Consider the following 22,158-nt stretch of genomic DNA (forward strand, 5'->3'; position numbering starts at 1 on the left):
TAGAATAAGGATTGACATAATGTTAATGTCAATCCTTATTCTCAGCTTATTTTCATAACTAAAAAACAAATTTGTGTCACATACTCCTCTACTAAACAATCACATTCAGGTCCCTTAATGTAAACCTCATATGGTGACCCCTCTATTACATAACTATTTCTTTCAATCCATTTTTCTAACGCAATATAAGCGTAGCCTATATAGTCATAACTTCCATAATGCATAGTAGTAACGACTTGATGTGGATTTAATTTTTTTATTTCATATTCTTGTACTACATCTTTATTGTTCCCATGCATGACCGGAATCCTTAATTCAACATCACTTTCATTTGGAATATACTCTTCATCATAAAAGACCGTAGAGGGCGAACCAACTATTGATAAGTTATGCTTTTGTACTTTTTCATATAAGTCATAAAAATAATCATCCATATCATCTATATTTATTTGCAGTCTTTGAGCAATTACTGTTATTTCATTTCTCATTCCAATTAATATATCGTAACTTCTATGGCGAGCAATATGCAGGCCATTATTCACATTTACCATTTCATTCATTTCTGAAATAACCTGTAAATTTTGCTTCACTTCGTGAGACAACTCTATAATTTGTGCTTGCATATGTTTCACAAACGAGTCTTGATCTGATGACTGCAAAATGATTTTAATTTTTGGTAGAGGGAACTTATACTCTCTTAACTTTTTTATTTTCAACGCTATTTCTAACTGTCCTTGCTCATAATATCTATACCCATTTTCCGGGTTCACATATGCTGGTTTTAATATATCCTCTTTGTCATAATGCCTTAGCATCCGTGTACTCATTTTACAAATCCGTGAAAACTCAGTAATTGTATACATATACTTACCCCTTGAATACATTTTCTTATAAGCTTATTTTAAAACCAATCAAAAATCTTCTTAACTGAAAAATCTTCATTCTGATTTTTCAATCTCCTCATTTTTGAAGGTAATAAATGACGAGGGCAATACCACGTTAAACAATTTATTGCGCCTCCCATTGTCGATATTTCTCCTACATGAATTTGAATAGCTTGTTTCTCCGTATGCTGTTGAATATATTGTAAAACTTCCCTATCTTTAGCTAATCCAAACTTAGGAACATAAATCGTATCACATGTTTCTAACATATTTATATACAACCCTTTTGCCGATGCTATTTCTTCATCATATTGTCCCTTTTCTGTATATGACGATGGAACAACTATAAATTTAGCTTCTGGCATTTGCTCTTGAATAATTTCTTGAACATTATATCTAAATTCATGATCCCCTAAAAAATCACTAATAAACATCGTATGTTCATCAATAAATTTAACCATTCCGTCTGCATGTGCAAGTACGTCCCCTTCTTCAGCAGGAATAATAATAACTCGGCTCACATCCAAATCCCATTCCAGTTGCTCTATAATTTCTTCTTCCGTCCAATCATCATTATCATCAAATATGCGTTCCGTTACTATAACAGTATCTTTTTTATTCCAAATAAGATTTCCACCGTCTAATATCAATGGAGACTTCCCATATTCAAAATCGTTCTTTTTTAACCATTTATTAAATTGTTGATCTAAATATCTCCATTGATCTTTCGGTAAGTAATTTGGTTGATATTTAAATTTAACTAAATGATTTGTAACAACTGGTGCAACATCTCTTAGCCAAATATCATCATACTCAAAAAAGCTTGTATGAAAGTCTTGCTCTTCAATGGATAAAGAAACAAGTTGATCAGTAAATGATTTATTTTCATTTAAGTATTCATTAAAATAAATCAGGTCTTCATAAAATGGACGATAATATGCATTTGATTTATCTGGTATTGCAGTAAAAATAATTCCATTATGTTTTTGTTCCATATTATTTACCTCGCTTTTTAATAATGGTTGAATAACTAATTTCACTATGCCAACTATTTCTCTTTTCATAACAATGTTCGAAACGTGCACATTTCATGAATGGATTATAGCACGGAGAAATATTATATATTTATATAAAAAATATATAGCCGTGGTTGAGCGAAAAATTGACTCTTGACAGGGTTTTAAAATACAATAATAAAAATTTATATGAAAGTATGAAATTTAATAATAGAATCATAAGCCCTATCAGTATGAAACTAGTTAATATTATTCCTTTCAATGCCCTTGCTCCTTTTTGCGAAAAATAAAACATGACAAAATAGATAAAGGTAACAATGTACCTATTTTGTCGGTAGGTTGCTGAATTTCAATCGATTATTTCAATTGAATCGGTTGTTGCTGTGTAACACAATGAATCATGCCGCCATTTTTATAAAGCTCTCTCACATCAATACCAACTACTTTACGATCTGGATATAACTTCTGAATCGTATCGTTTGCGATTTTATCATTCGGATCATTATAATTAGGAACCAATACCACAGCATTCCCAATATAATAATTGATATACGAGCCTTTATAATCGAGAGCTTTTCCATTTTCTAAAGTAACTTTATCTTTACTAAGGGGTAAGTATTCATACTTATACTTCTGTCCTGAAGCATTTTTTGCATCTAACAATGTATCCATATCCTTGTTTGACAACCCCCATTCGGCTAGGTCATCTTCTTTCATCGTTACAATGGTAGATTTACCATGGAATTTAGCAAATCCATCGATATGAAAATCAGTAATATCTAAATTAGGTACTCCATCTAACCAAATAAAGTTTGATACTCCTAGGTCACTTATATATTTTTCAATTTCCTTTTCTGATAAATTTGGATTTCTATTTTTATTTGTTACTGCACTTCGAGTTAATAAAGCAGTCCCATTACTGTCTAATTCAATTGCGCCGCCTTCAAGGACAAAGTTCCCCCAATCAATCCTTTCAACCCCTAATTGTTTACTAACATTTTCACGTATACGAGCATCATTTTTATAAGGTGTTTTCTTTCCCCAACCATTAAATGCCGGATCTAATATTTTGAGATTTTTATTATTGTCATAAACAAAAATCGGTCCACTATCTCTTGCCCATACATCATCAGTAGGAGCGATAAAGAAATCAATTTTATCTATATTCAGTCCTTTATCTATTAAAAGATTATTGATGCGCTCTTTCTCTTCCTCATCGTATGCAACAATATGAACTTTTTCACCCTCAGTTAAAGCGCTTGCCATCTTAACCCAAATCGGTTCAACTTCCTGCTTATATTCTTGACCATATGTGTATTCATGAGGCCATTGCAACCATGTACCTTCATGCTTATCTTTTTCATCTGGCATCGTATATTTTCCAACCTTTTTCTGTACCTCTACTTTTTCACTCTCTTTCCCTTTTGAATTTTCATTACCACCTTCAAAAGAACAACCACTAATAATCGTTGCGGATAATACACTTATTAAACAAAACTTTACTACTTTTTTCATTTTTTCAACCTCCTGTTCCTATCTCCAATAATATAAAGCTTCACATAGTGTGAATCTCAAGCTTTTTCTTCAATGTAAAAATTACCAATTTCTCTTTGCATTCATATCATTTAACTAACTATATGTATTTATTCAACTACCTTCCTTACCTACTTATTTAGCACGCTGAACTTTACGAAATAAAAAAAATCGGTATTGATTATTACATATCAATACCGACTTTTAAAATTATTATTTTCCTTCTATTAAATCATTCGCCATTTTCCTAAACTCCTGATTAAATGAATCATTCATACCATTTTGTACGTTAGAGAATAATATTACAAACGTTCGTTTATCCCGGTTAAAATTATTAAATGTATTCCAACCTGCTAATACACCATGATTATGATAATAATCTGGATTAGTATAGAAACTAAACCCATATTTTCTTACAGATGATGCAGTAAACATATCTGATACACTTTGTTTAGAAATCAACTTTCCATCCATAATAGCCTCATCTAATCTTTTCATATCTTCAACAGTCGTATACATTTCACCACACCCATACAGCCAATTCATTTTTAACCGAGGCGCAGCTATTAACTCGTTATCTTTTTTCGTATAACCTTCTGCTAAAAAAATATCTTCAGGGAGAGTTGCACCCATTCCAGATTCATGCATTTCAACAGACGTAAAAATATTTTCTTTCACATATTCAGCGAGCGGTTTATTCGATATCTTTTCTACAATATACGCAAGCACCATATAATTATAATCTGTATATTTCCACCCAGTCCCTGCAGGAAATTGCAATTTTTGTGCACCAATCCACGTTACTAACTTTAATCGTGACGCCGCATCAACCCTACCTTGTCCCTGATCTGGCAACCCAGACGTATGTGTTAACAAATTTCGTAACGTAATGTTTTTATCTGCCGGAAATGATGGAATATACTTATTTACATTGTCTTCAATATTTAATTTCCCTTTTTCTTTTAGCTGCATAATAGATATTGCAACGACTGTTTTCGTAATAGAACCAATGCGATATTTCGTTCTTGGCGTTGTTACTACTTTATCTTTCACATTCGCATATCCATAACCTTTTCGTAAAATTACATGATCTTTACTAGCTACAAGAACACTCCCATTAAATCCTTTATCTTTTAAATATTGATCTAGTTTTCCAGCTACAACTTCATAGCGCTTTTTTTCATTTGCATCAACTTCTTGCATACCGTCCTTTTGCTTACTATTTACATTAGAAAATGCCTTTATATCATATTTCTTTCCTTTATTTACATGTATTAGTGCAACGACACTCCCACAAAAAATAGCAAAAATAAAGAAAACAATTAACCATTTCTTTAGCATAATAGGAACCCTCTTTTATCTAGTTTCACTTAACGCGCATCCATTCTATTCTATATCTTTTAATTTTCGAATATTTCATAATATTATCTATCTATTATTCACCTATTTAAACTAGATTCCTTTTTCTCATATTCAGTTTTTGGCTACTCTCTATTGTATTTCTTTCTTGCAAAATTTCCACCTTACAATCGGATACACCCTACTATAATTTCAACAGCTTATGTAACATTTGTTACACATAATAAGAAATGGAGTTGTTACGATGAAAAATACCGATAAACACAATCGTTTAAATGATATGATGTTCCATTACAGAGTAACAAAAAATAACATAGTTTTAATTGAATATTACGGAAAATAAATTAAAATATTAAAAGGAAATGATGCTGAAAAATTTTTAAACAAAATAAATCATGCACATAACATAACGATACAGAAAAACAACTCATTATGGCTAAAGTAACAGGTAATTTCAAAAGAGGCAATGAACGTCATTGAAAACGAATCTCATTTATTTTTTGATTATACAACATATAAAATAGAAATGTCGCACATTCGGCATTTCTTTAGAATTTCTTCATATAAAATTTACATTACTAACTTTCTTTTATTTTTTGCTTTTACTATATAAACTCACTGCCGAAATACTTAGTAATACCACTATACACAACCACGCACACGTATACCCTTTCTCATCGACAATATAACCAAATAAAACAGGTGCAACAATAATAGCAATTTGATTGAATGTCAGCGCCAAACTAACTGTTATTCCAACAGATTCTTCACTTGCCAATTCAGCAACTTCGACGATAAAAAGACTAAACCAACCAATTGAAAAGAAGCCTAACAATGCGCTGACACCATACAATACTCCACTCGTTACTGTATGTATGCTCATTACTAACAATAGAATCAAACCGATAGAAGCACAGACAGTTATAAATAAAGGTATGCGCCGATTCCCCTTATAAAACACATCACTAATAGCTGCTAATGCAACACGGCCAATCATTCCAGAAAAGAACATAACTGAAAATACTGTTCCGGCTACAATAGATGTAATGGATTGTTCCCTTACTAAAAATTTCATAAAGTGTCCAACTAACACCATTTGTAATGAAATCATGCAAATACCTGTTATATAAATTGGATACAACTCTTTTTTACATATCACTACTTTTAGCTGCATCCATAAAGAATTTTTAATATATTCTTTCCTTACATCCTCTTGGACATATGGCTCTTTATAAAACATAAAAAATAATAAACCTCCAATTATACAAATGCATGCCATACTATTTATCGCATAAGTCACATTATATTGTATTGTAAGAAACGGGATTAAAACTCCCGCTAACGCGCCACCAATCGGTATACCAGCTTGCCTTATTCCCATCGCTAATCCACGATTTTCTTTTGGAAACCATTTTAAAATCACTTTACTTCCTCCTGGCTGGGAAACACTATAAAACATTCCTACTAATAAAAGTACAAATAACAGTCCATTAAATCCATTTACTATATTAGTTAGTAAAAGCGAACCTCCTAGCAAAAATGAACTTATAGAAATTAACAACTTTTCATCATATTGATCAAGTAGCCGCCCAACAAAAAGCATACAAAATAATGGTCCAACATTTACAAAACTTACTAACAATCCACTCTCCATATTCGTAAGCGCATATTCTTCTTTCCAAAATAACGCCAAAACTCCAACACCATACGTTATAAGCGTCGCTGTTGTTTGAGCAATCGTCGCAACAATTAACATCATCCACTTATAAGTACTTTTCATCCTTTCTTCGATTAACACAATCATCCCTCCACCCCCTTCCATTGTATGAAAGTTCTGATATCATATAAAATAAATATTCATCATATAATCCATCAAAAAAATTGATACCTTTTCGGAGGAATGAAACGTGGACATAAAAGATTTAACTGTATTTTACGAAGTTGCGAAGGAAAATAATATTTCTCACGCAGCTAAAAATTTGAACTATGTACAATCAGGCGTAACAATGCGTATGAAACAACTAGAAAATGAATTAGGTGTGCCTTTATTTTACCGTAACGGAAAAGGTGTAACTTTAACTTCTAACGGTGAGATTTTATTAACATACGCTAAACAAATTATCCACTTAATGGATCAATCTATAAAAGCGGTTCAAAGTAATGGAACTGAGCCAAAGGGCACGTTGAAAATCGGATGTACAGAATCTACAACTGCGGTAAGGCTTCCCTCTATATTAACGGCCTACTATGAGAAACACCCAAAAGTCGAATTGATTTTAGAAACAAATACGACCGAACAACTAATTAGGCTAGTGTTAGAAAGAAAATTAGACGGAGCGTTTATAGCTGGCTCTACTCAGCACGCTGAACTTCATACAAGTGTATTTCGTGAAGAAGAATTAGTTCTCATTAGTAAAAAACCTTTACCCTCTCTTACAGACATAGAAGATATGAATTTACTCGCTTTTAGTCAAGGTTGCTATTATAGAAGTTTATTAGAAGACTGGCTTCAAGAAGAAGGCATCTCGCCTAAACGAATATTAGAGTTCGGAACAATTGAAGCAATACTCGCCTGTGTAAAATTAAATATGGGCGTAGCAATTATGATGAAATCTATTTTAAATGGTCATGCACATAACTTATCATTCAACCCTTTACCAAATAGATTCAAAAAGGTTCCTACTACTTTTATTACTAGAAAAGATATATATCACTCAGCTGCATTACAAAAATTTATGGAGATGATTTAACAATGCGTGAAAAGAAAATACGTGGGATGAAGCGTAAAACAAACACGATGATAAAGCGAATTGAAGAACATACAAAAACGTTCCCTTCTGCTTTCTATAACGATGAATATTGGTATATGCCTTTACCAGTTTCCCAAGCTTTTATCAATTCGTGTAAAACACCTAAAAAAGTAAAACGATTATGTATACAAACTCTATTAAATCAAGCAAACCATTTAATAAAAATAAAACCGAGCGATACACATACATATCGAGTTGTTGTTTTGATTTCTATAGAAAGTTTGTGGGATTCACAAATAATTATATTTAAAAATGAAGACTACTTTCATAATTTCTTTAATAGAAATAGTAAATTTCAAAAATGGATTCCTCTTTCAAATAAATCTGATTTTTGGAAGACATGGGGAATTTCAATTTATCCTCCCTTTCAAACCTTGCACTTCCAAGAGATCATTTATGATGAAGGTGAATGCTATAAAAAAGAAATTTGGTTTGTTGGAGAATTAACTTAAAAGGGGTACCTTCAAATGAAAAGCTTCCCTTTTTTCACCTAACAAAATCGCTATATAATGAATTTATTATTTTACTTTATTGGAGGTTTTCAAATGGTAATCCCTAAATATCCTGATGTCCCTACTCTTACGAAAAAACAAATCGATCAAATTACAGAAATCACTTTTCTAAAAGAAATAACACCACAAAAATGTGATGTTATTTTCGTTTTCGGCGGTTCTCACCCTGGCAATTGGCAAGCTCCTCTAGAAGCCTATCGACAGGGTTTAGGAAATAAAATTATCGTTACAAGTGGTACTAGTTTGCATGGCATGAAACATCCGAGCTGGAATTACGGGGATTTGTCAGAAGCAGAAGTAATTGTACATAAATTAATGGAACACGGCATACCAAAAGACGCTATCCTATTCGAGACAAACTCCCTCCATTCAATCGCTAATGTAATTGAAGCGAAAAAGATTTTTGATTTCACAAAAATTAATCGGCTACTATTTGTATGCAAAAGTTTAGGAGCTGGTCGGCAATTTAGAGTATTAAAAAAACATCTACCTAAAACTATTACTTGTATCCCATATACATTTGATACAAGTTTCGATGGTGAGTTTATAATGAATAGATATAACTGGATGGAAAATGAAAAGAGTCGCTCTATGATTTTTGAAGAATACTTGAGAAATATTTGCTATGGTAGAAAAGGCGGCATTGAGCCTCCTGAAAAAGAAGTTCAAGGCTTAGAGGAATATGTATCCTACTACTATCATCTAGCATAATAGAAAAAGGTATACCAAAACGTCGGTATACCTTTTCTCCTATTTATTTTTCGTTTAACACACTATGTAATCGATCAGGGTAATTTGTAAACATTCCTGTAGCACCCCATTTAATTAACAATCTCATATCTGGTTTCTCATTAATTGTATACGGGTGAATTAACAGTCCATTCTTCCTTGCCATTTTCATATATGACTCATCAATAATTAGTTCTCCGTTATCATTGCGTAAGTTTGGCCCAATACCAACTGCATACTTTTTAATTTCTTGAAAATCATCATTCGTTACACTTTTCGGTTCATGTGTAATACCAGACCATTCAACAATCTCATTATTTTCATTTGGATAATACCAAAGCAGTTGAACTAACGGAATATTTTTATTCATACTATGAATCTTTGTTAAACTATCTTTACTAAATGATTGAATCATAACACGGCTAGAAGACATGTTTTGACCTACTAAATTATATTTATTTAACAACGCTAACAATTTCTCTTCCATTCCTGGATACACATCTGGTGATTTTGTTTCAATGTAATACTTCATGCTTCTTCCGTACTTTTGGAAGATTTCTTCAAGAGTCGGAATCTTTTGTCCAACATACTCTTGCTTAGCTTTTTCTGGATAAGCTTTATTGAACCAAGATCCTGCATCTAAGCTCTTTATTTCACTTAATGTTTTATCTCGTACTTCCCCTGTACCATTTGTAGTGCGGTCAACTGCTGTATCATGCATTGCGATTAATTGGCCATCCTTAGTTAATTGAATATCTAACTCCAAATAATCCGCTTTCATTTTTTTCACTAAATCATAAGAAGCAAAAGTATGCTCAGGTGCATGTCCACTTGCTCCGCGATGTGCAATGTTTAAAAACTTATTCGTATTCCATTCATGCTTCCCTTCTGCTTTTGTATGAACAGCTCCCCCAGCAAAGATACTTCCCGTCATAAAGAAAATAACGAACACGCTAATAATTTTTCTCATCCTTCTAACCCTTCCTACGTTGCAAATTTCAACAAGTTAATGAGATTTACACGAAATAGAAGATATACTTTCATTATTTTTATAAGCTTATATGAAAATTCCAATCTTACAAATATAATTCCCCTATGTTATTACTATACTATTTATTTTCCATATCCCTCCTATTCACATGTAACTCCTTATTGATTACAGTTCATCAATAAAAAAAGCCATAATTTATTTAGAGGACACTTCTGTATCCCTAAATAAATATATGGCTTATCTCAAATATCTCCGGCCTCGATTAACTTGTCGAAATTAATCATACCAAACCTATTAAAATTTGTGAATATTATTTTTTCAGTAAAATGAAGCATATAAGACAATACTTCCGCAGTTACTTAAAAATCACATAATAATTTATTCATTACCTCCTCCAGCATTACAGCTGGATTTACCACCGCTTTTTCCGAACGCCATCCAATAAATCCATCTGGTCTAATTAGTACAACTCCTTCATTCTCTATCCCATATAATTCACGAAAAACATTTTCTTGAGCAATAAAGTCTCCGGTTAAACCTACTCGATACACTTTTATATTTATTCCTAATTCAGATGAAACATCTTGTGCACACTCGGCCCAAGCGTGATTTTCTGCTCCAATAAGTAACACAAAATCATTTCCTAATAAATCAAGTATAGAAATTTCCTTTCCATCATACGTTCCACAAAAGTGTGGTGCTCGCGTTCCAGGTCTTCCGTTCAACTCTACGATATCCATTCTATGTGGAGTAGCTGAGTCATCTACTATCGCCTCTGAACAATAGTGATACCCAACAGTTACAGTTAATCCATCCATATTATTCAAACTGCCTTCCTCTCTACTTGCAGCACGGAACAATAAACTACTCGCATACTCTGTCGTTAATTTTGCAACAGGATATCTCTCTTTATGATATGTTTCTAACAATTTTGGATTTACTTTCCCTTTTATAACAGCTGCTAATTTCCAAGCTAAGTTATGCGCATCTTGTATTCCTGTATTTGAACCGAATCCTCCAGTTGGGGGCATAATATGTGCTGAATCACCAACTAAAAAAATGCGATTATCTTGAAATTTTGTAGCAGTACTTTCTGTCGCTTCCCACGGTAAAACACTTACTATTTCTGGCTCAACATTTGTGCTTCCAATTGCGGTTTGAATAATTTGTTTACAGCGTTCTATAGTGAAATCCTCTGGTCCCTCTCCTTTTAATGGATCGTAGGATACATGATAAATCCATCTTCTTTCGTTATCAACTGGAATAAGCGCACCAAGAACTTCTGGATGAAGTACCATAGTAAAACCCAATGCATCTCCTTGTATAAACTCACTTAAATCCACTTCAAAATAAATATTCATATAATAGCCACCGATTGTACCTCGTCCCTCAGTACTTATCCCTAGCTGCTCACGTATTTTACTTTTCGCTCCATCTGCTGCAATTACATAGTCACAATGAATAATACTTTCTTCTTCCGTTTCACGATTCCGAATCGTTGCGATTACTCCGTGCTCATTTTGTTCATAAGAAACCAATTCATGATAAAAAGATAATTCTCCATCTAATGACCTCGCTTCTTGTAACATCATCTCTTCTAAAATAATTTGATAACAAGCCGTTTGTTTTGATGGACTAATCTCTTCTATTTTTTGAAGTAACTTCTCATCATTTCCATACTGAGTCGCCCGCATTTTTGCCAATTCTTCCTTATTCGCCTCAGCTATCGTATGAACTGCTATTCTTCCTCGGCAATTTTCTAATGCTTTACCCGCCAATCTAATTCTTTGTTCTAAACCTAATTCTCGAAATAACTCCATCGTACGAAAAGTGATTCCACCTGCTTTTGGATGAATTGCAGTAGACGGGTGCCTTTCAACCAATAAATAATCAACGTTATGTTTTGCAAGGAATAGCGCAGATGCTAACCCTGATAATCCTCCTCCAATAATTAAAACTGGTACGTAATTCGATTTCATATATTTATCCTCCCATCATTGTTCTGAGCTCAGTGATATAAATATAATCAAAAAAACAACAAAGATATAGACTTATATTTCATTTTGAATTATCATATAGATAGATTACGCCCCAAATTACTTTTATTTTTTCATACATCTATAATCTGCTTGCATTATGCATGTATGAAAGAGTAAAACGAAACAACTCACTTTAGTAGACACCAACATGATAAGCGGTCGTACCCTATAAGTTATACAGGGTTACGACCGCTTATTTTTTATAAAACCCTCATCCTTTATCTTCTGTAAACAATATATTATGAAATTCTTTTCTATTCCCTCTCATTTTCAACACATATAATTTCATTCGTCTCGATTTTCTTTCCCAATATTGCAGCTCATACAACAATCATGTAGCATTACCGTATCGATGTAATGGTTCATCATCTTAAACCTTTCGACTAATTACCAGGAGGTAAAGTGATTGAAATGAATAAACAAGAACAATTAAATGTTATAAAAAAAGATTTTATTGATTCTCAAAAAGTATTATTGGCAATTGGCGATGAAACACGTCAAGCTATTTTGTTAGTTCTCATGGAAACGGAATGTCAAACCGGATTACGTGTAGGAGAAATTACGAAACAAACACACCTTTCTCGACCAGCGGTATCACATCACCTTAGAATTTTACGAGAAGCCGGTATTATTTTAATGCGAAAAGAAGGTACAAAAAACTTTTATTATATTGATATACGTACAAAATTAGGTGTATTAAAAAATCTTGTATTAGATATTGAAAAGCTATTGCACAACTTTTATCCCGCTTTAATGGGCAGTAAGACCCCCGCCTCAAAATTCAGCGAAAGCAAAGAAGTTAGGTAGGGGATCAACTGCCCATAAAAGTCCGATTGGTTCAACTAATAATCAGTGGGGGATGAAGAAAACCCCCACTGATTAAAGTTTCACTTTATTGAAATTTGGAGGTATAAGAAATGAAAGCAATGATAATTGATAAATACGGGAAAGTTCCAATGCGTATGGCAGAAGTACCTACTCCTGAAATAAATGAACATGAAGTGCTCGCAGAAATTCATGCAGCTAGTATTAACCCAATTGACTTTAAAATACGTGATGGAAAAGTAAAGATGTTACTTAAATATGAAATGCCCCTAATCCTTGGTAATGACTTTTCTGGTGTCATCGTAAAAGTTGGATCAAAAGTAACTCGTTTTAAAGTCGGCGATGAAATATATGCACGCCCAAGAAAAAATAAGATCGGTACTTTCGCGGAATATATAGCCATTCATGAGGATGATATAGCTTTAAAACCAAAAAATTTAAGTTTTGAGGAAGCCGCGTCGATTCCACTCGTTGGCTTAACATCCTATCAAGCACTACATGACATTATGCACTTACAAAAAGGACAAAAGATTTTAATTCACGCTGGGTCTGGTGGTGTTGGTACTTTCGCAATTCAGTTAGCAAAAATAATGGGCGCTACCGTTACAACAACTGCTAGTGAAGCTGGTTCTGATTTAGTAAAGTCTCTTGGCGCAGATGAGATTATCAATTACAAAACAGAAAAATTTGAAGAAATACTAAAAGATTATGATGCAGTATTTGATACAATCGGCGGTACAACACTTGAAAAATCATTCAATATTATAAAAAGCGGCGGCAACATTGTTTCTGTTTCAGGAATGCCAAATGCTCGTTTCGGTAAAGAATTTGGTTCCGGATTTTTTAAAACACTCTTATTTTCATTAGCAAGCAAAAAACTTACTGCACTTGAAAAAAAGCATAATGCGCAATATTCATTTTTATTTATGAAGCCAAGTGGGGATCAATTACGTACTATCGCAAACTATATTGAAGCTGGAAAAATCAAACCGGTAATCGACCGAGTTTTCCCTTTTGAAGATACTCAAAAAGCAATGGAATATTCAGAGGCTGGAAGAGCAAAAGGAAAAATAATCGTAAAAATTAAGTAGTAATAAAAACTCCATTTTTTTAAATGGAGTTTTTATATTTGCTGTTAAATAGACATAGCACACTGAAGTCCTTACAATAGATTTTAAGGGGAAATATCATATTATACTTTTAGCTAATTTTACAAAGAATACATACGTACAAATACATTATAAAAAAATAAACAAGGAGGAGATAAAATGACTAAAAATAATGAAGCTGGTTGGAATTTAGATAATAGTTATACAACTTTACCACAAACATTTTATACAGAAATCCCCCCTACTCCAGTAAGTTCACCGGAGCTAGTTAAACTAAATCATTTGCTAGCAATATCTCTTGGCTTTAATCCTGAAGAATTGAAAAAAGAAGTTGAAATTGCTATTTTCGCTGGTAATGCACTCCCAGAAGGAGCTCATCCATTAGCACAAGCGTATGCAGGTCATCAATTTGGACATTTTAATATGTTAGGCGATGGTCGCGCGCTTTTAATAGGTGAACAAATTACTCCTTCAGGTAAACGTTTTGATATTCAACTGAAAGGTTCTGGCCCTACTCCGTATTCACGCCGTGGTGATGGTCGTGCTGCACTCGGTCCGATGCTACGTGAGTATATTATTAGTGAAGCAATGTATGCACTTGATATTCCAACTACTCGCAGTTTAGCAGTTGTCACAACAGGCGAGCCAACATATCGGGAAACAAAGTTACCTGGAGCAATTTTAACTAGAGTCGCTAGCAGTCATATACGTGTCGGCACATTTCAATATGCTGCTGCTCGAGGTTCCATCGATGACCTTAAATCGCTAGCTGACTATACGATAAAAAGGCATTATCCAGAAATTGAAGCACATGAAAATCGATATACTGCATTACTACAAGAAGTCATAAAGAAACAAGCAAGTCTCATCGCTAAATGGCAACTTGTTGGATTTATCCATGGCGTAATGAACACTGACAATATAACGATTAGTGGAGAAACGATTGATTACGGCCCTTGTGCATTTATGGACAATTTCGACCAAGGAACTGTATTTAGCTCTATTGATACACAAGGTCGCTACGCATATGGAAATCAACCATATATGGCCGCATGGGACCTGGCGCGACTAGCAGAATCTTTAATACCAATTCTGCATGAAGATGAAGAAGAAGCATTAAAAATTGCTCAAGACGAAATTTCAAAATTTAGCGTACAATATGAAAACCTGTGGTTCATTGGAATGAAAAAGAAATTAGGACTATTTAGCAGTGAGGAACAAGATCAATCACTTATTGAGCAACTTTTAAAAATGATGGAGAAATTTAAAGCAGATTACACAAATACATTTCGTTCATTAACTCTTGATACTATAGAAAATACAGCTCTATTTGAAAGTCCTGAATTTAAAGAATGGTACAAACTGTGGCAATCTCGATTAGAAAGACAAGAAGAAGCGAAAGAAAACGCCTACGAAATGATGAAAAATAATAACCCATCCATCATCCCAAGAAACCATCGCGTAGAAGAAGCGCTAGAAGCAGCTGTGGCAAATGGCGACTATAGCGTAATGGAAAAACTTCTTGAAGCTCTATCAAATCCTTATGCGTATGCTACAGATCAAGAAGAATACTGTGTTCCACCTGCACCGACGAATCGTCCTTATCGTACTTTTTGTGGGACTTGATTGTTTAATATGTAAAAAGGTGTGTTCATACAAATTGTGTGAGCACACCTTTTTTATACTCTCGCCTCTCAACTAGAACTTTAAAATGCACTTCCCCCGATTCCTTTTCTTTTCTCCAAAACAAAAACCTAACTATTCCAATAGACTTACTCATGAGCTTGTTAAACAAATATTGAGAAATAAAAATTACATTTCTAAATATTGTTATTTTTGATAATATATTTTATAAGAATATTCAAAAAGCGAGGGGATTTCATGAACGTTCAACTACAAGGTAATGAACAAATTACGAAATTATTTAATGATTGGTATTTAGCTATGCTTAAACAAGATGTGTCCCAGGCGACAAACTTAAAGCATGAAATTGAGGAAAAGGAACTAAACTTTGAGGAAGATGAAAACTTAGCGTTATACTATTCTCTACTAAATTTTCGTTTCAAAGTTTTAACTGATGGTTTAAGCATCACAAAAGACAGTTTCAATAAAATAGATTCTTACGCGATTTCACCTAATCACCAACTTTCTTACTACTATCATTTATTTAAAGCGATTCATGCTACTTTAACAACAAATTATAATTTAGCAAGTGAACATTATGAAAAAGCTGAAAAGCTATTAGTTAATGTTTCAGATAAACTAGAGGAAGCAGAATATAATTACCGATTCGCTATCTTTAATCAACATTTTTATAAACCTATTGAAGCAATTCAATATGCTAATAAAGCTCGAGAAATATTTTTCATGTATAGAGATTATGAAAAAAATGTCGCTTCATGTGAAAGCGTTATAGGTGCATCATGTGTACAATTAAGACAATACGAGCAAGCTGAAGAACACTACAACTCCGCAATCAATATTTTACAAAAACAAAATGAAGAATCTTTACTTTTAAGAGTTCGTAATAATTTAGGCTGGCTATATGCCAATCAAAACCTATCAACACTGGCTATTCGCCATCTATCTGAAGTAACGACAAAAATGCCTACCCATTTCAAAGCAATTTTCTTACAAGCTAGGGAACATTCTAAACTTGGTGAAATAAATATCGCTTCAGAACTTATAAAAAAAGGATTAAAAATTTGTACAGAACTTAACAATGAAGAATATATGCTTCACTTTAAAATTTTAGAGTCCCTTAACAATAACGAGTCAACTGAAGACTTAGAAAAAATTATTCTTGAAGGAATTGCGTATTTCGACAAAGAATCTTTATATAACTACACTCAGGAATATTCAGAAAAGTTAGCCGTTAAACTTTACGATGAAAATAATCATATAAAAGCAAGCGAGTATTTTCATAAAGCGTTACAAGCAAAAGAAAAAACGTTTGAGAAAGGGGCATTAAAATGATAAGAAAAATTGGTTCCATCTTATTAGGATTATCTGTTATCGGAATTGTGTCTATTGGGGTAAATAGTTCGTTTACATATCAAGCAAGTCATGCAGATTTCCCTTCACCACAAAGGCCTGACTTTGTTCAATCTGTTGACGCAAGTAAAGACTACAGCTCAACAACAGCTGAAAAAGCACTTTAAAAAACGAAAGACCTTCAATTTAGAAGGTCTTTTTTAATTGCACTTATTTAGTTAATATAATCGAATATTTCTTCATACAGGGCTTTCCATATGCCTCCGATGGGATTCGAACCCGTACTCCTTTCGTAAGGCATAGGCTAAGGGGAACACGCTTCCCTACGAAATTTCACCGACAGGAATTCCACCTGTCTCAGCTTATTTGCTTTTCGGCGCTTCTGAAACCTTCGCCTTGCGACCCGGTGCGACATGTTTTCCGGCGCTCTTCCCTTCTAGAGCTACGGAGGCATTTTCTTTTAAGTAAAAATATATTTTCTACAAAATTAGCAAATTACCTCTATTTCACAAAACTCATTTTGTTTCTTTCATTAAATCCGCGATTGCTTTACTCCCCTCACTACCAACTTTCTCAAGTTCCTCCACAACTAAATTCCGTCTCTCTACAGAATGATTTTGACTTAACTTCGCTTTTCCTTCTATTTTACTAATCTTAATTTTAAAACCAACTATCCCTTTACTTAATCCTGCCATATAATTCGAATCTACCTCATTTAGAGAGTAGGTACTCTGTGGCTCTTCATATGTATGTACTAAATCTTGAAGAGAATTTAATAATTCCTGTTCACCTTCAACAATTTCTAATTCACCGTATACATGTACTGCAACGTAATTCCATGTTGGCACTGCATTGTTTGTTTCATACCATGACGGCGATATGTAACTGTGTGGCCCTTGGAATATAGCGAGTACTTGTTGATTCCCACTATCTTTCCACTGTTCATTCGGACGTGCGAAATGGCCATGTAAAGTTAGGGTCTCCCTATTTAATAACAACGGCAAATGCGTTGCATATGGTTCCCCGTTATGTTGAGAAAATAATGTCGCAAAGCTACTTTGTTCCATTATTTCGTACTTCATCTCTTCATCTTGTATTGCGAAATATTTTGGTATGTACATAAGCTCCCTCTTTTCCAATATTTTCTTTTTTATTTCCTATTATATTTAGTAATCGCAGCAATCAACAGGGACAGTTTGTCATTATTTTATAGTGGCAGCTTTCAATTAAAAAAGAATAGGCAGCATGTATTCCATGCCGCCTTAGTTTATTTTTTCTAATATATTTGTAATAAATGCCGTCTTACCTTCACTATAGCTCACTCGATTTTTCGACTCTCTTACTAACTTTCCCTTTAGACGACCATATTCAATAGCAACATCGGCATGTTCACGAAGGTAATCCCGAAACGCTATATGTCTTCTTAACTCTTCGCTATTTTTGTCACACACATACAAATGATGTTCCATCCAAACTGTACTTTCCCCGTTCCATGGAACGAAAGCGTCCTTTCTGCCAAACGCCTCTCTTCCTTTGAAGCTCCAGTCTGCTTGATGGTAATACCCTATCGTTTCAAGCCTTTTTACTACTTCAGGAAAAATTTCGTACTCTTCTATTACTATATCAATATCTAATATTGGCTTCGATGCAAGTCCTTTAACAGATGTGCTCCCAACATGCTCAATGGACAAAACAAGTTCTTTTATTACATTGTTAATGAGCGATTGTAGTTTATAAAAATCACTTTCCCATATAATGTTATATTCTTCGATAGTAATTCTCTGTTTCAACGTATCCCTCTCCTCAAAAGCAATTATAACCTTTGAATATGAGTATCTTTAAAATCCGTCTCATATTTCAATCCATATCCAAACATTCGATCCATCCCAATATGTGCTGTCCATATTAAGCCAATCATTATAACGGTATCTATCTTAAAATAGACACCTATGATAGCTATTAATATAGATATAATATATGTGTGACATATATTATAAACTTTAGCACCAACACGATTATTTATACCATACGCTAACATGGATACATCCGGGGCTAAAAGGAATACCAAAAATATAATCCAACTAAATTCATATATTGAATACGCATAAATTGTGGCTACGAAAACAACCAGCCCTTCAAAATGTACAATACGTTTTTGCATTCTTTATCGTTCCTATTTTTCTATATTTACCGATAAATTTTCATCACTGAAAGTATTCTTTGCATTTTTTGACCAGATAGTTGCTAAAATCGGTCCTGCAATGTTATGCCATACTGCCGCTAATACACTTGGAAGTGCAGCTGCTGGTCCAAAATGTGCTGTTGCCAGCGCAACTCCTAAGCCTGAATTTTGCATTCCTATTTCTATTGAAATAGCTCTTCTTGTCCCTTCGTCTAGTCTAAGTACGAACGCTGTGATATATCCGAGTAAAAAACCAAACGCATTATGGAGCATCACTGCAATGAAGATAAGCAGGCCCGAAGAAGTAATGCTACTTACATTCGCTGAAACAACGGCAGAAACAATAATGATAATTGCTACAACTGATATTAAAGGGATAACAGTCATTCCTTTCGTAACAGTTTTAAGGAAAAACTTCTTCACTACTAATCCTAAAATAATTGGTAGGATAATGACTTGTACGATAGAAAGAAACATAGACATAGCATTCACTGGCATCCATTGTCCTGCAAGTAATAATAAAATAAGAGGTGTAGCAATTGGCGCTAATAACGTTGATAATGACGTCATTGCAATAGACAACGCTAAGTTCCCTTTTGCTAAATAAACCATAACATTTGATGCAGTGCCACCCGGTACTGAACCGAGCAACACTAATCCAGCTGCTAATTCAGCTGGTAACTTCATAACGTAGGCTAGTACGTATGCGACAAGTGGCATAATAATAAACTGAGCACATACACCGATAATAACTGGCAATGGTTTTGTAGCAATGATTTTAAAATCAACAGCCTTTAATGTTAATCCCATCCCAAACATTACAATCCCGAGTAAAATTGTTATATAACTAGTTAACCCGAGAAATGGTCCAGGAATGAAATATGCAATAGCTGCCATACAAATAACCCAAAATGCAAAATACTTTCCAGCTATATTACTTATCGCTTCTAGTACTTTCACCCAATCATCCCCTATCCTTCAACTGAAAAACTTTATTCGGATTCAAAATGTTTTGTGGGTCAAGAGCTTTCTTTATTTTTTCCATTACGAGTAATGCCGCCCCATGTTCTTCTTCTTGATACTTTCGTTTTCCGATTCCAACGCCATGTTCTCCCGTACACGTTCCACCTCGTTTAAGAGCATATAAAACGATACTTTCATTTATTTCGTCCGCCTTTTCCACTTCTTCTTTATCGTTTGGATCAACCATTAAGAGCACGTGGAAATTCCCGTCTCCCACATGCCCAAGAATACCACCGATAAGACCTACTTTATCTAATGTCTCTTTCGCATGTTGGATTGCACCAGCTAATTCTGAAATTGGTACACATACGTCTGTACTCATAAGCTTTTTACCAGGATAGCTATGAACGTAAGAATATGCTAGATTATGCCGCGCATCCCATAATTTATTTCTCGCCGCAGTTTCCGTTTCAAAAGCAACTTCTTTACATTTATGATCAAAAACAATTTCCTTCGTGAATTCAATATCTTGCTTTAGCCCTGCTTCATTACCGTGAAACTCTAAAAACAGTGTAGGTTTTTCTCTGTAACTTGTTTCATTATAATGATTTACTTGTTTCATAGACAATTCATCTACAAGTTCAATTCTTGCAATTGGAATACCCGCTTGTAGTATATTAATAACAGCTTCTACTGCATTATTTATAGTTGGAAACGATGCTCTCGCAGCCATAACATGTTCTGGTATGCCGTATACTTTTAACGTTAACTCTGTAAAGCATCCAAGCGTACCTTCTGATCCTACGAAAACACCATTTAAATGGTAACCTGATGATGACTTCGCCGCTAAATTTCCAGTATGTATTACTTCCCCATCAGCAAGAACGACTTCTAAATCACGAACTTGATCACGCATTACCCCATACTTAACTGCTGTCGTTCCGCTCGCATTTGTAGCAGCCATTCCACCTAACGTTGCATCTGCTCCTGGATCCACACTAAAAAACAATCCATACTTTTTCAATTCTTTATTAAGCTGAGAGCGAGTCACTCCCGGCTGTACTCTTACAAGGAAATCTTTCTCTCTTATTTCGAGTATTTTATTCATGAGCGAAAAGTCCATTGTAATTCCTTTTTCATATGGAATAACGTGGCCTTCTAAGCTAGAGCCTACACCGAAAGGAACGACAGGTTTTTTATGCTCACTCGCTACTTTCATTAATTTACTAACCTCTTCAGTCGTTTTTGGAAAAACTACTACATCAGGTAAACTACTAGTATGATAAGATTCATCTTTACTATGTAACTCTCTTACTGTCGTATTTACAACTACTCGATCTTCGGGAAGTACACCCTTTAATTCATTTACTAAACGCTCTACCGTTATTTCCATCGTACACTCTCCTACTTTCTATAAATTTGAATTACAAAATATGTTAACTATTTTATACATAATAATCCGAAAAATTAAATAATTCAAGTTTTATACATATGCAAGTTTCATACTGTCGAATAAACAAAAAGAACTTGCAATACCTATCGCAAGTTCTTTACTATAAAACTACATTTTAAATGACTTCTTTATTAACAACATAAACCAAATTAAAGTACCTGCCATCAGCGAATGAGAAAACCCAACAATATAAGTTAATCCATTAAAGTCCGCTCCATTTAACTGAAGAAGCCCTCTTGCGGCCAATGAACCTAACATTAAAATTAATGCGATATTATGTACAACAAACCACTTATTAAAACTTCTCGCTTCATGAAACGCGAATACTTTTGCTAATCCTAAAGCAATTAAAAAGAAGAAAAAGCCAAGTACAAGTGTATGTGTATGCAATAAATTTAACAAAGTAGAACCTAAAATCCCCTTATACTTTCCATACTCCCTGGCGAAAATTCCTGATAATAAACCGATAATCAAATACGTAAACGATGCATTATATAATTTCTTCATTATGTACCTCCTTGAGTAGAATGTGTAGTGTGCCATATTTAGTAATAATGATAGTTATATAGTAAAAACTCCTAGTCACCTAGGAGTCATTGTATAAGCATCTCACTCTTTACAATCAATTTTAATTATAGGATATCCCTTTATACAAAACAAACGAACTTTATGTGAACAAGCAGGACTATTTTAAAATATGTTGCGATTTCGTATTACACACTCCATACTAATTATTATAAATGTTAAAGGTGGTGCAAT

21 protein-coding genes and 1 pseudogene are annotated in these 22,158 nt (G+C 33.8%); 9 read left to right on the forward strand and 13 right to left on the reverse strand.

All coding sequences use genetic code 11. The features are described from left to right. Positions 1–41: 41 nt before the first annotated feature. From RBB48_RS12455 to RBB48_RS12470, 4 genes are all read right to left on the reverse strand, one after another. On the reverse strand, positions 42–863 hold the full coding sequence (locus RBB48_RS12455; RefSeq protein WP_088064123.1) for a MerR family transcriptional regulator: 822 nt from the start codon (positions 861–863) through the stop codon (positions 42–44). Between the two features lie 38 nt (positions 864–901). Next, positions 902–1,879, reverse strand: coding sequence for an agmatine deiminase family protein (locus RBB48_RS12460; RefSeq protein WP_098082292.1), 978 nt, complete (start codon positions 1,877–1,879; stop codon positions 902–904). A gap of 378 nt (positions 1,880–2,257) precedes the next feature. Further along, complete coding sequence (locus tag RBB48_RS12465) at positions 2,258–3,415, reverse strand: agmatine deiminase family protein (RefSeq protein WP_306007713.1); 1,158 nt, start codon at positions 3,413–3,415, stop codon at positions 2,258–2,260. A 231-nt stretch (positions 3,416–3,646) separates the two neighbouring features. Next, the gene (locus RBB48_RS12470) at positions 3,647–4,774 is read right to left on the reverse strand and encodes a serine hydrolase domain-containing protein (protein ID WP_306007714.1); all 1,128 of its coding nucleotides are present in this window, start codon (positions 4,772–4,774) and stop codon (positions 3,647–3,649) included. 262 nt (positions 4,775–5,036) lie between these two features. Here RBB48_RS12470 and RBB48_RS12475 point away from each other — a divergent pair. Beyond that, positions 5,037–5,272, forward strand: a pseudogene (locus RBB48_RS12475) (hypothetical protein). 109 nt (positions 5,273–5,381) lie between these two features. Here the strand turns inward: RBB48_RS12475 and RBB48_RS12480 are convergent. After that, the gene (locus RBB48_RS12480) at positions 5,382–6,614 is read right to left on the reverse strand and encodes an MFS transporter (RefSeq protein WP_142310818.1); all 1,233 of its coding nucleotides are present in this window, start codon (positions 6,612–6,614) and stop codon (positions 5,382–5,384) included. An 85-nt stretch (positions 6,615–6,699) separates the two neighbouring features. Here RBB48_RS12480 and RBB48_RS12485 point away from each other — a divergent pair, with 85 nt between their 5' ends. The 3 genes from RBB48_RS12485 (at position 6,700) to RBB48_RS12495 (ending at position 8,825) form a co-directional block, all read left to right on the forward strand. Beyond that, positions 6,700–7,542 (forward strand): LysR family transcriptional regulator, encoded by an 843-nt coding sequence (locus RBB48_RS12485; RefSeq protein ID WP_306007715.1) that lies wholly within the window; start codon positions 6,700–6,702, stop codon positions 7,540–7,542. A 2-nt stretch (positions 7,543–7,544) separates the two neighbouring features. Further along, on the forward strand, positions 7,545–8,054 hold the full coding sequence (locus tag RBB48_RS12490; protein ID WP_199694479.1) for a DUF3916 domain-containing protein: 510 nt from the start codon (positions 7,545–7,547) through the stop codon (positions 8,052–8,054). A 93-nt stretch (positions 8,055–8,147) separates the two neighbouring features. Continuing rightward, positions 8,148–8,825 carry a YdcF family protein gene (locus RBB48_RS12495; protein ID WP_306007716.1) on the forward strand — a complete coding sequence of 226 codons (678 nt, stop codon included), beginning with the start codon at positions 8,148–8,150 and terminating at the stop codon, positions 8,823–8,825. Positions 8,826–8,868: 43 nt separating this feature from the next. On the opposite strand, the gene RBB48_RS12500 is transcribed toward RBB48_RS12495, so the two are convergent. Together RBB48_RS12500 and RBB48_RS12505 are read right to left on the reverse strand one after the other, a co-directional pair. Continuing rightward, a complete protein-coding gene (locus RBB48_RS12500) occupies positions 8,869–9,813 on the reverse strand; it encodes a glycerophosphodiester phosphodiesterase (RefSeq protein WP_306007717.1) in 945 nt (314 codons plus the stop codon). 380 nt (positions 9,814–10,193) lie between these two features. Next, on the reverse strand, positions 10,194–11,813 hold the full coding sequence (locus tag RBB48_RS12505) for an FAD-dependent oxidoreductase (RefSeq protein WP_306007718.1): 1,620 nt from the start codon (positions 11,811–11,813) through the stop codon (positions 10,194–10,196). Between the two features lie 462 nt (positions 11,814–12,275). Here RBB48_RS12505 and RBB48_RS12510 point away from each other — a divergent pair, with 462 nt between their 5' ends. The 5 genes from RBB48_RS12510 to RBB48_RS12530 all read left to right on the forward strand — a co-directional run bounded on the left by RBB48_RS12510 (position 12,276) and on the right by RBB48_RS12530 (position 16,968). After that, a complete protein-coding gene (locus tag RBB48_RS12510; protein WP_088122770.1) occupies positions 12,276–12,680 on the forward strand; it encodes an ArsR/SmtB family transcription factor in 405 nt (134 codons plus the stop codon). A 110-nt stretch (positions 12,681–12,790) separates the two neighbouring features. After that, positions 12,791–13,789, forward strand: a complete 999-nt coding sequence (locus RBB48_RS12515) for an NADP-dependent oxidoreductase (protein WP_088122771.1) — start codon at positions 12,791–12,793, stop codon at positions 13,787–13,789. 177 nt (positions 13,790–13,966) lie between these two features. Continuing rightward, on the forward strand, positions 13,967–15,433 hold the full coding sequence (locus RBB48_RS12520; protein ID WP_306007719.1) for a protein adenylyltransferase SelO: 1,467 nt from the start codon (positions 13,967–13,969) through the stop codon (positions 15,431–15,433). 255 nt (positions 15,434–15,688) lie between these two features. Beyond that, on the forward strand, positions 15,689–16,783 hold the full coding sequence (locus tag RBB48_RS12525; RefSeq protein ID WP_097908441.1) for a response regulator aspartate phosphatase: 1,095 nt from the start codon (positions 15,689–15,691) through the stop codon (positions 16,781–16,783). Beyond that, positions 16,780–16,968 (forward strand): Phr family secreted Rap phosphatase inhibitor, encoded by a 189-nt coding sequence (locus RBB48_RS12530; RefSeq protein ID WP_097908440.1) that lies wholly within the window; start codon positions 16,780–16,782, stop codon positions 16,966–16,968. Before RBB48_RS12525 ends, RBB48_RS12530 begins: the two co-directional genes overlap by 4 nt. A gap of 348 nt (positions 16,969–17,316) precedes the next feature. On the opposite strand, the gene RBB48_RS12535 is transcribed toward RBB48_RS12530, so the two are convergent. From RBB48_RS12535 to RBB48_RS12560, 6 genes are all read right to left on the reverse strand, one after another. Continuing rightward, positions 17,317–17,922: an FMN-binding negative transcriptional regulator gene (locus RBB48_RS12535; protein ID WP_306007720.1), complete on the reverse strand. Its 606-nt coding sequence runs from the start codon at positions 17,920–17,922 to the stop codon at positions 17,317–17,319. Between the two features lie 141 nt (positions 17,923–18,063). Further along, complete coding sequence (locus RBB48_RS12540; protein WP_306007721.1) at positions 18,064–18,591, reverse strand: GrpB family protein; 528 nt, start codon at positions 18,589–18,591, stop codon at positions 18,064–18,066. A 23-nt stretch (positions 18,592–18,614) separates the two neighbouring features. Then, the gene (locus tag RBB48_RS12545) at positions 18,615–18,962 is read right to left on the reverse strand and encodes a DUF4260 domain-containing protein (RefSeq protein WP_097908576.1); all 348 of its coding nucleotides are present in this window, start codon (positions 18,960–18,962) and stop codon (positions 18,615–18,617) included. Between the two features lie 12 nt (positions 18,963–18,974). Further along, positions 18,975–19,943: a bile acid:sodium symporter family protein gene (locus RBB48_RS12550; RefSeq protein WP_306007722.1), complete on the reverse strand. Its 969-nt coding sequence runs from the start codon at positions 19,941–19,943 to the stop codon at positions 18,975–18,977. A gap of 4 nt (positions 19,944–19,947) precedes the next feature. Next, complete coding sequence (locus RBB48_RS12555; RefSeq protein ID WP_306007723.1) at positions 19,948–21,339, reverse strand: FAD-binding oxidoreductase; 1,392 nt, start codon at positions 21,337–21,339, stop codon at positions 19,948–19,950. A 168-nt stretch (positions 21,340–21,507) separates the two neighbouring features. Beyond that, positions 21,508–21,906 (reverse strand): DUF2871 family protein, encoded by a 399-nt coding sequence (locus RBB48_RS12560; RefSeq protein WP_088610281.1) that lies wholly within the window; start codon positions 21,904–21,906, stop codon positions 21,508–21,510. Positions 21,907–22,158: the final 252 nt, after the last annotated feature.

It is taken from the genome of Bacillus sp. MMSF_3353 (assembly GCF_030733445.1).
Lineage (GTDB): Bacteria > Bacillota > Bacilli > Bacillales > Bacillaceae_G > Bacillus_A > Bacillus_A wiedmannii.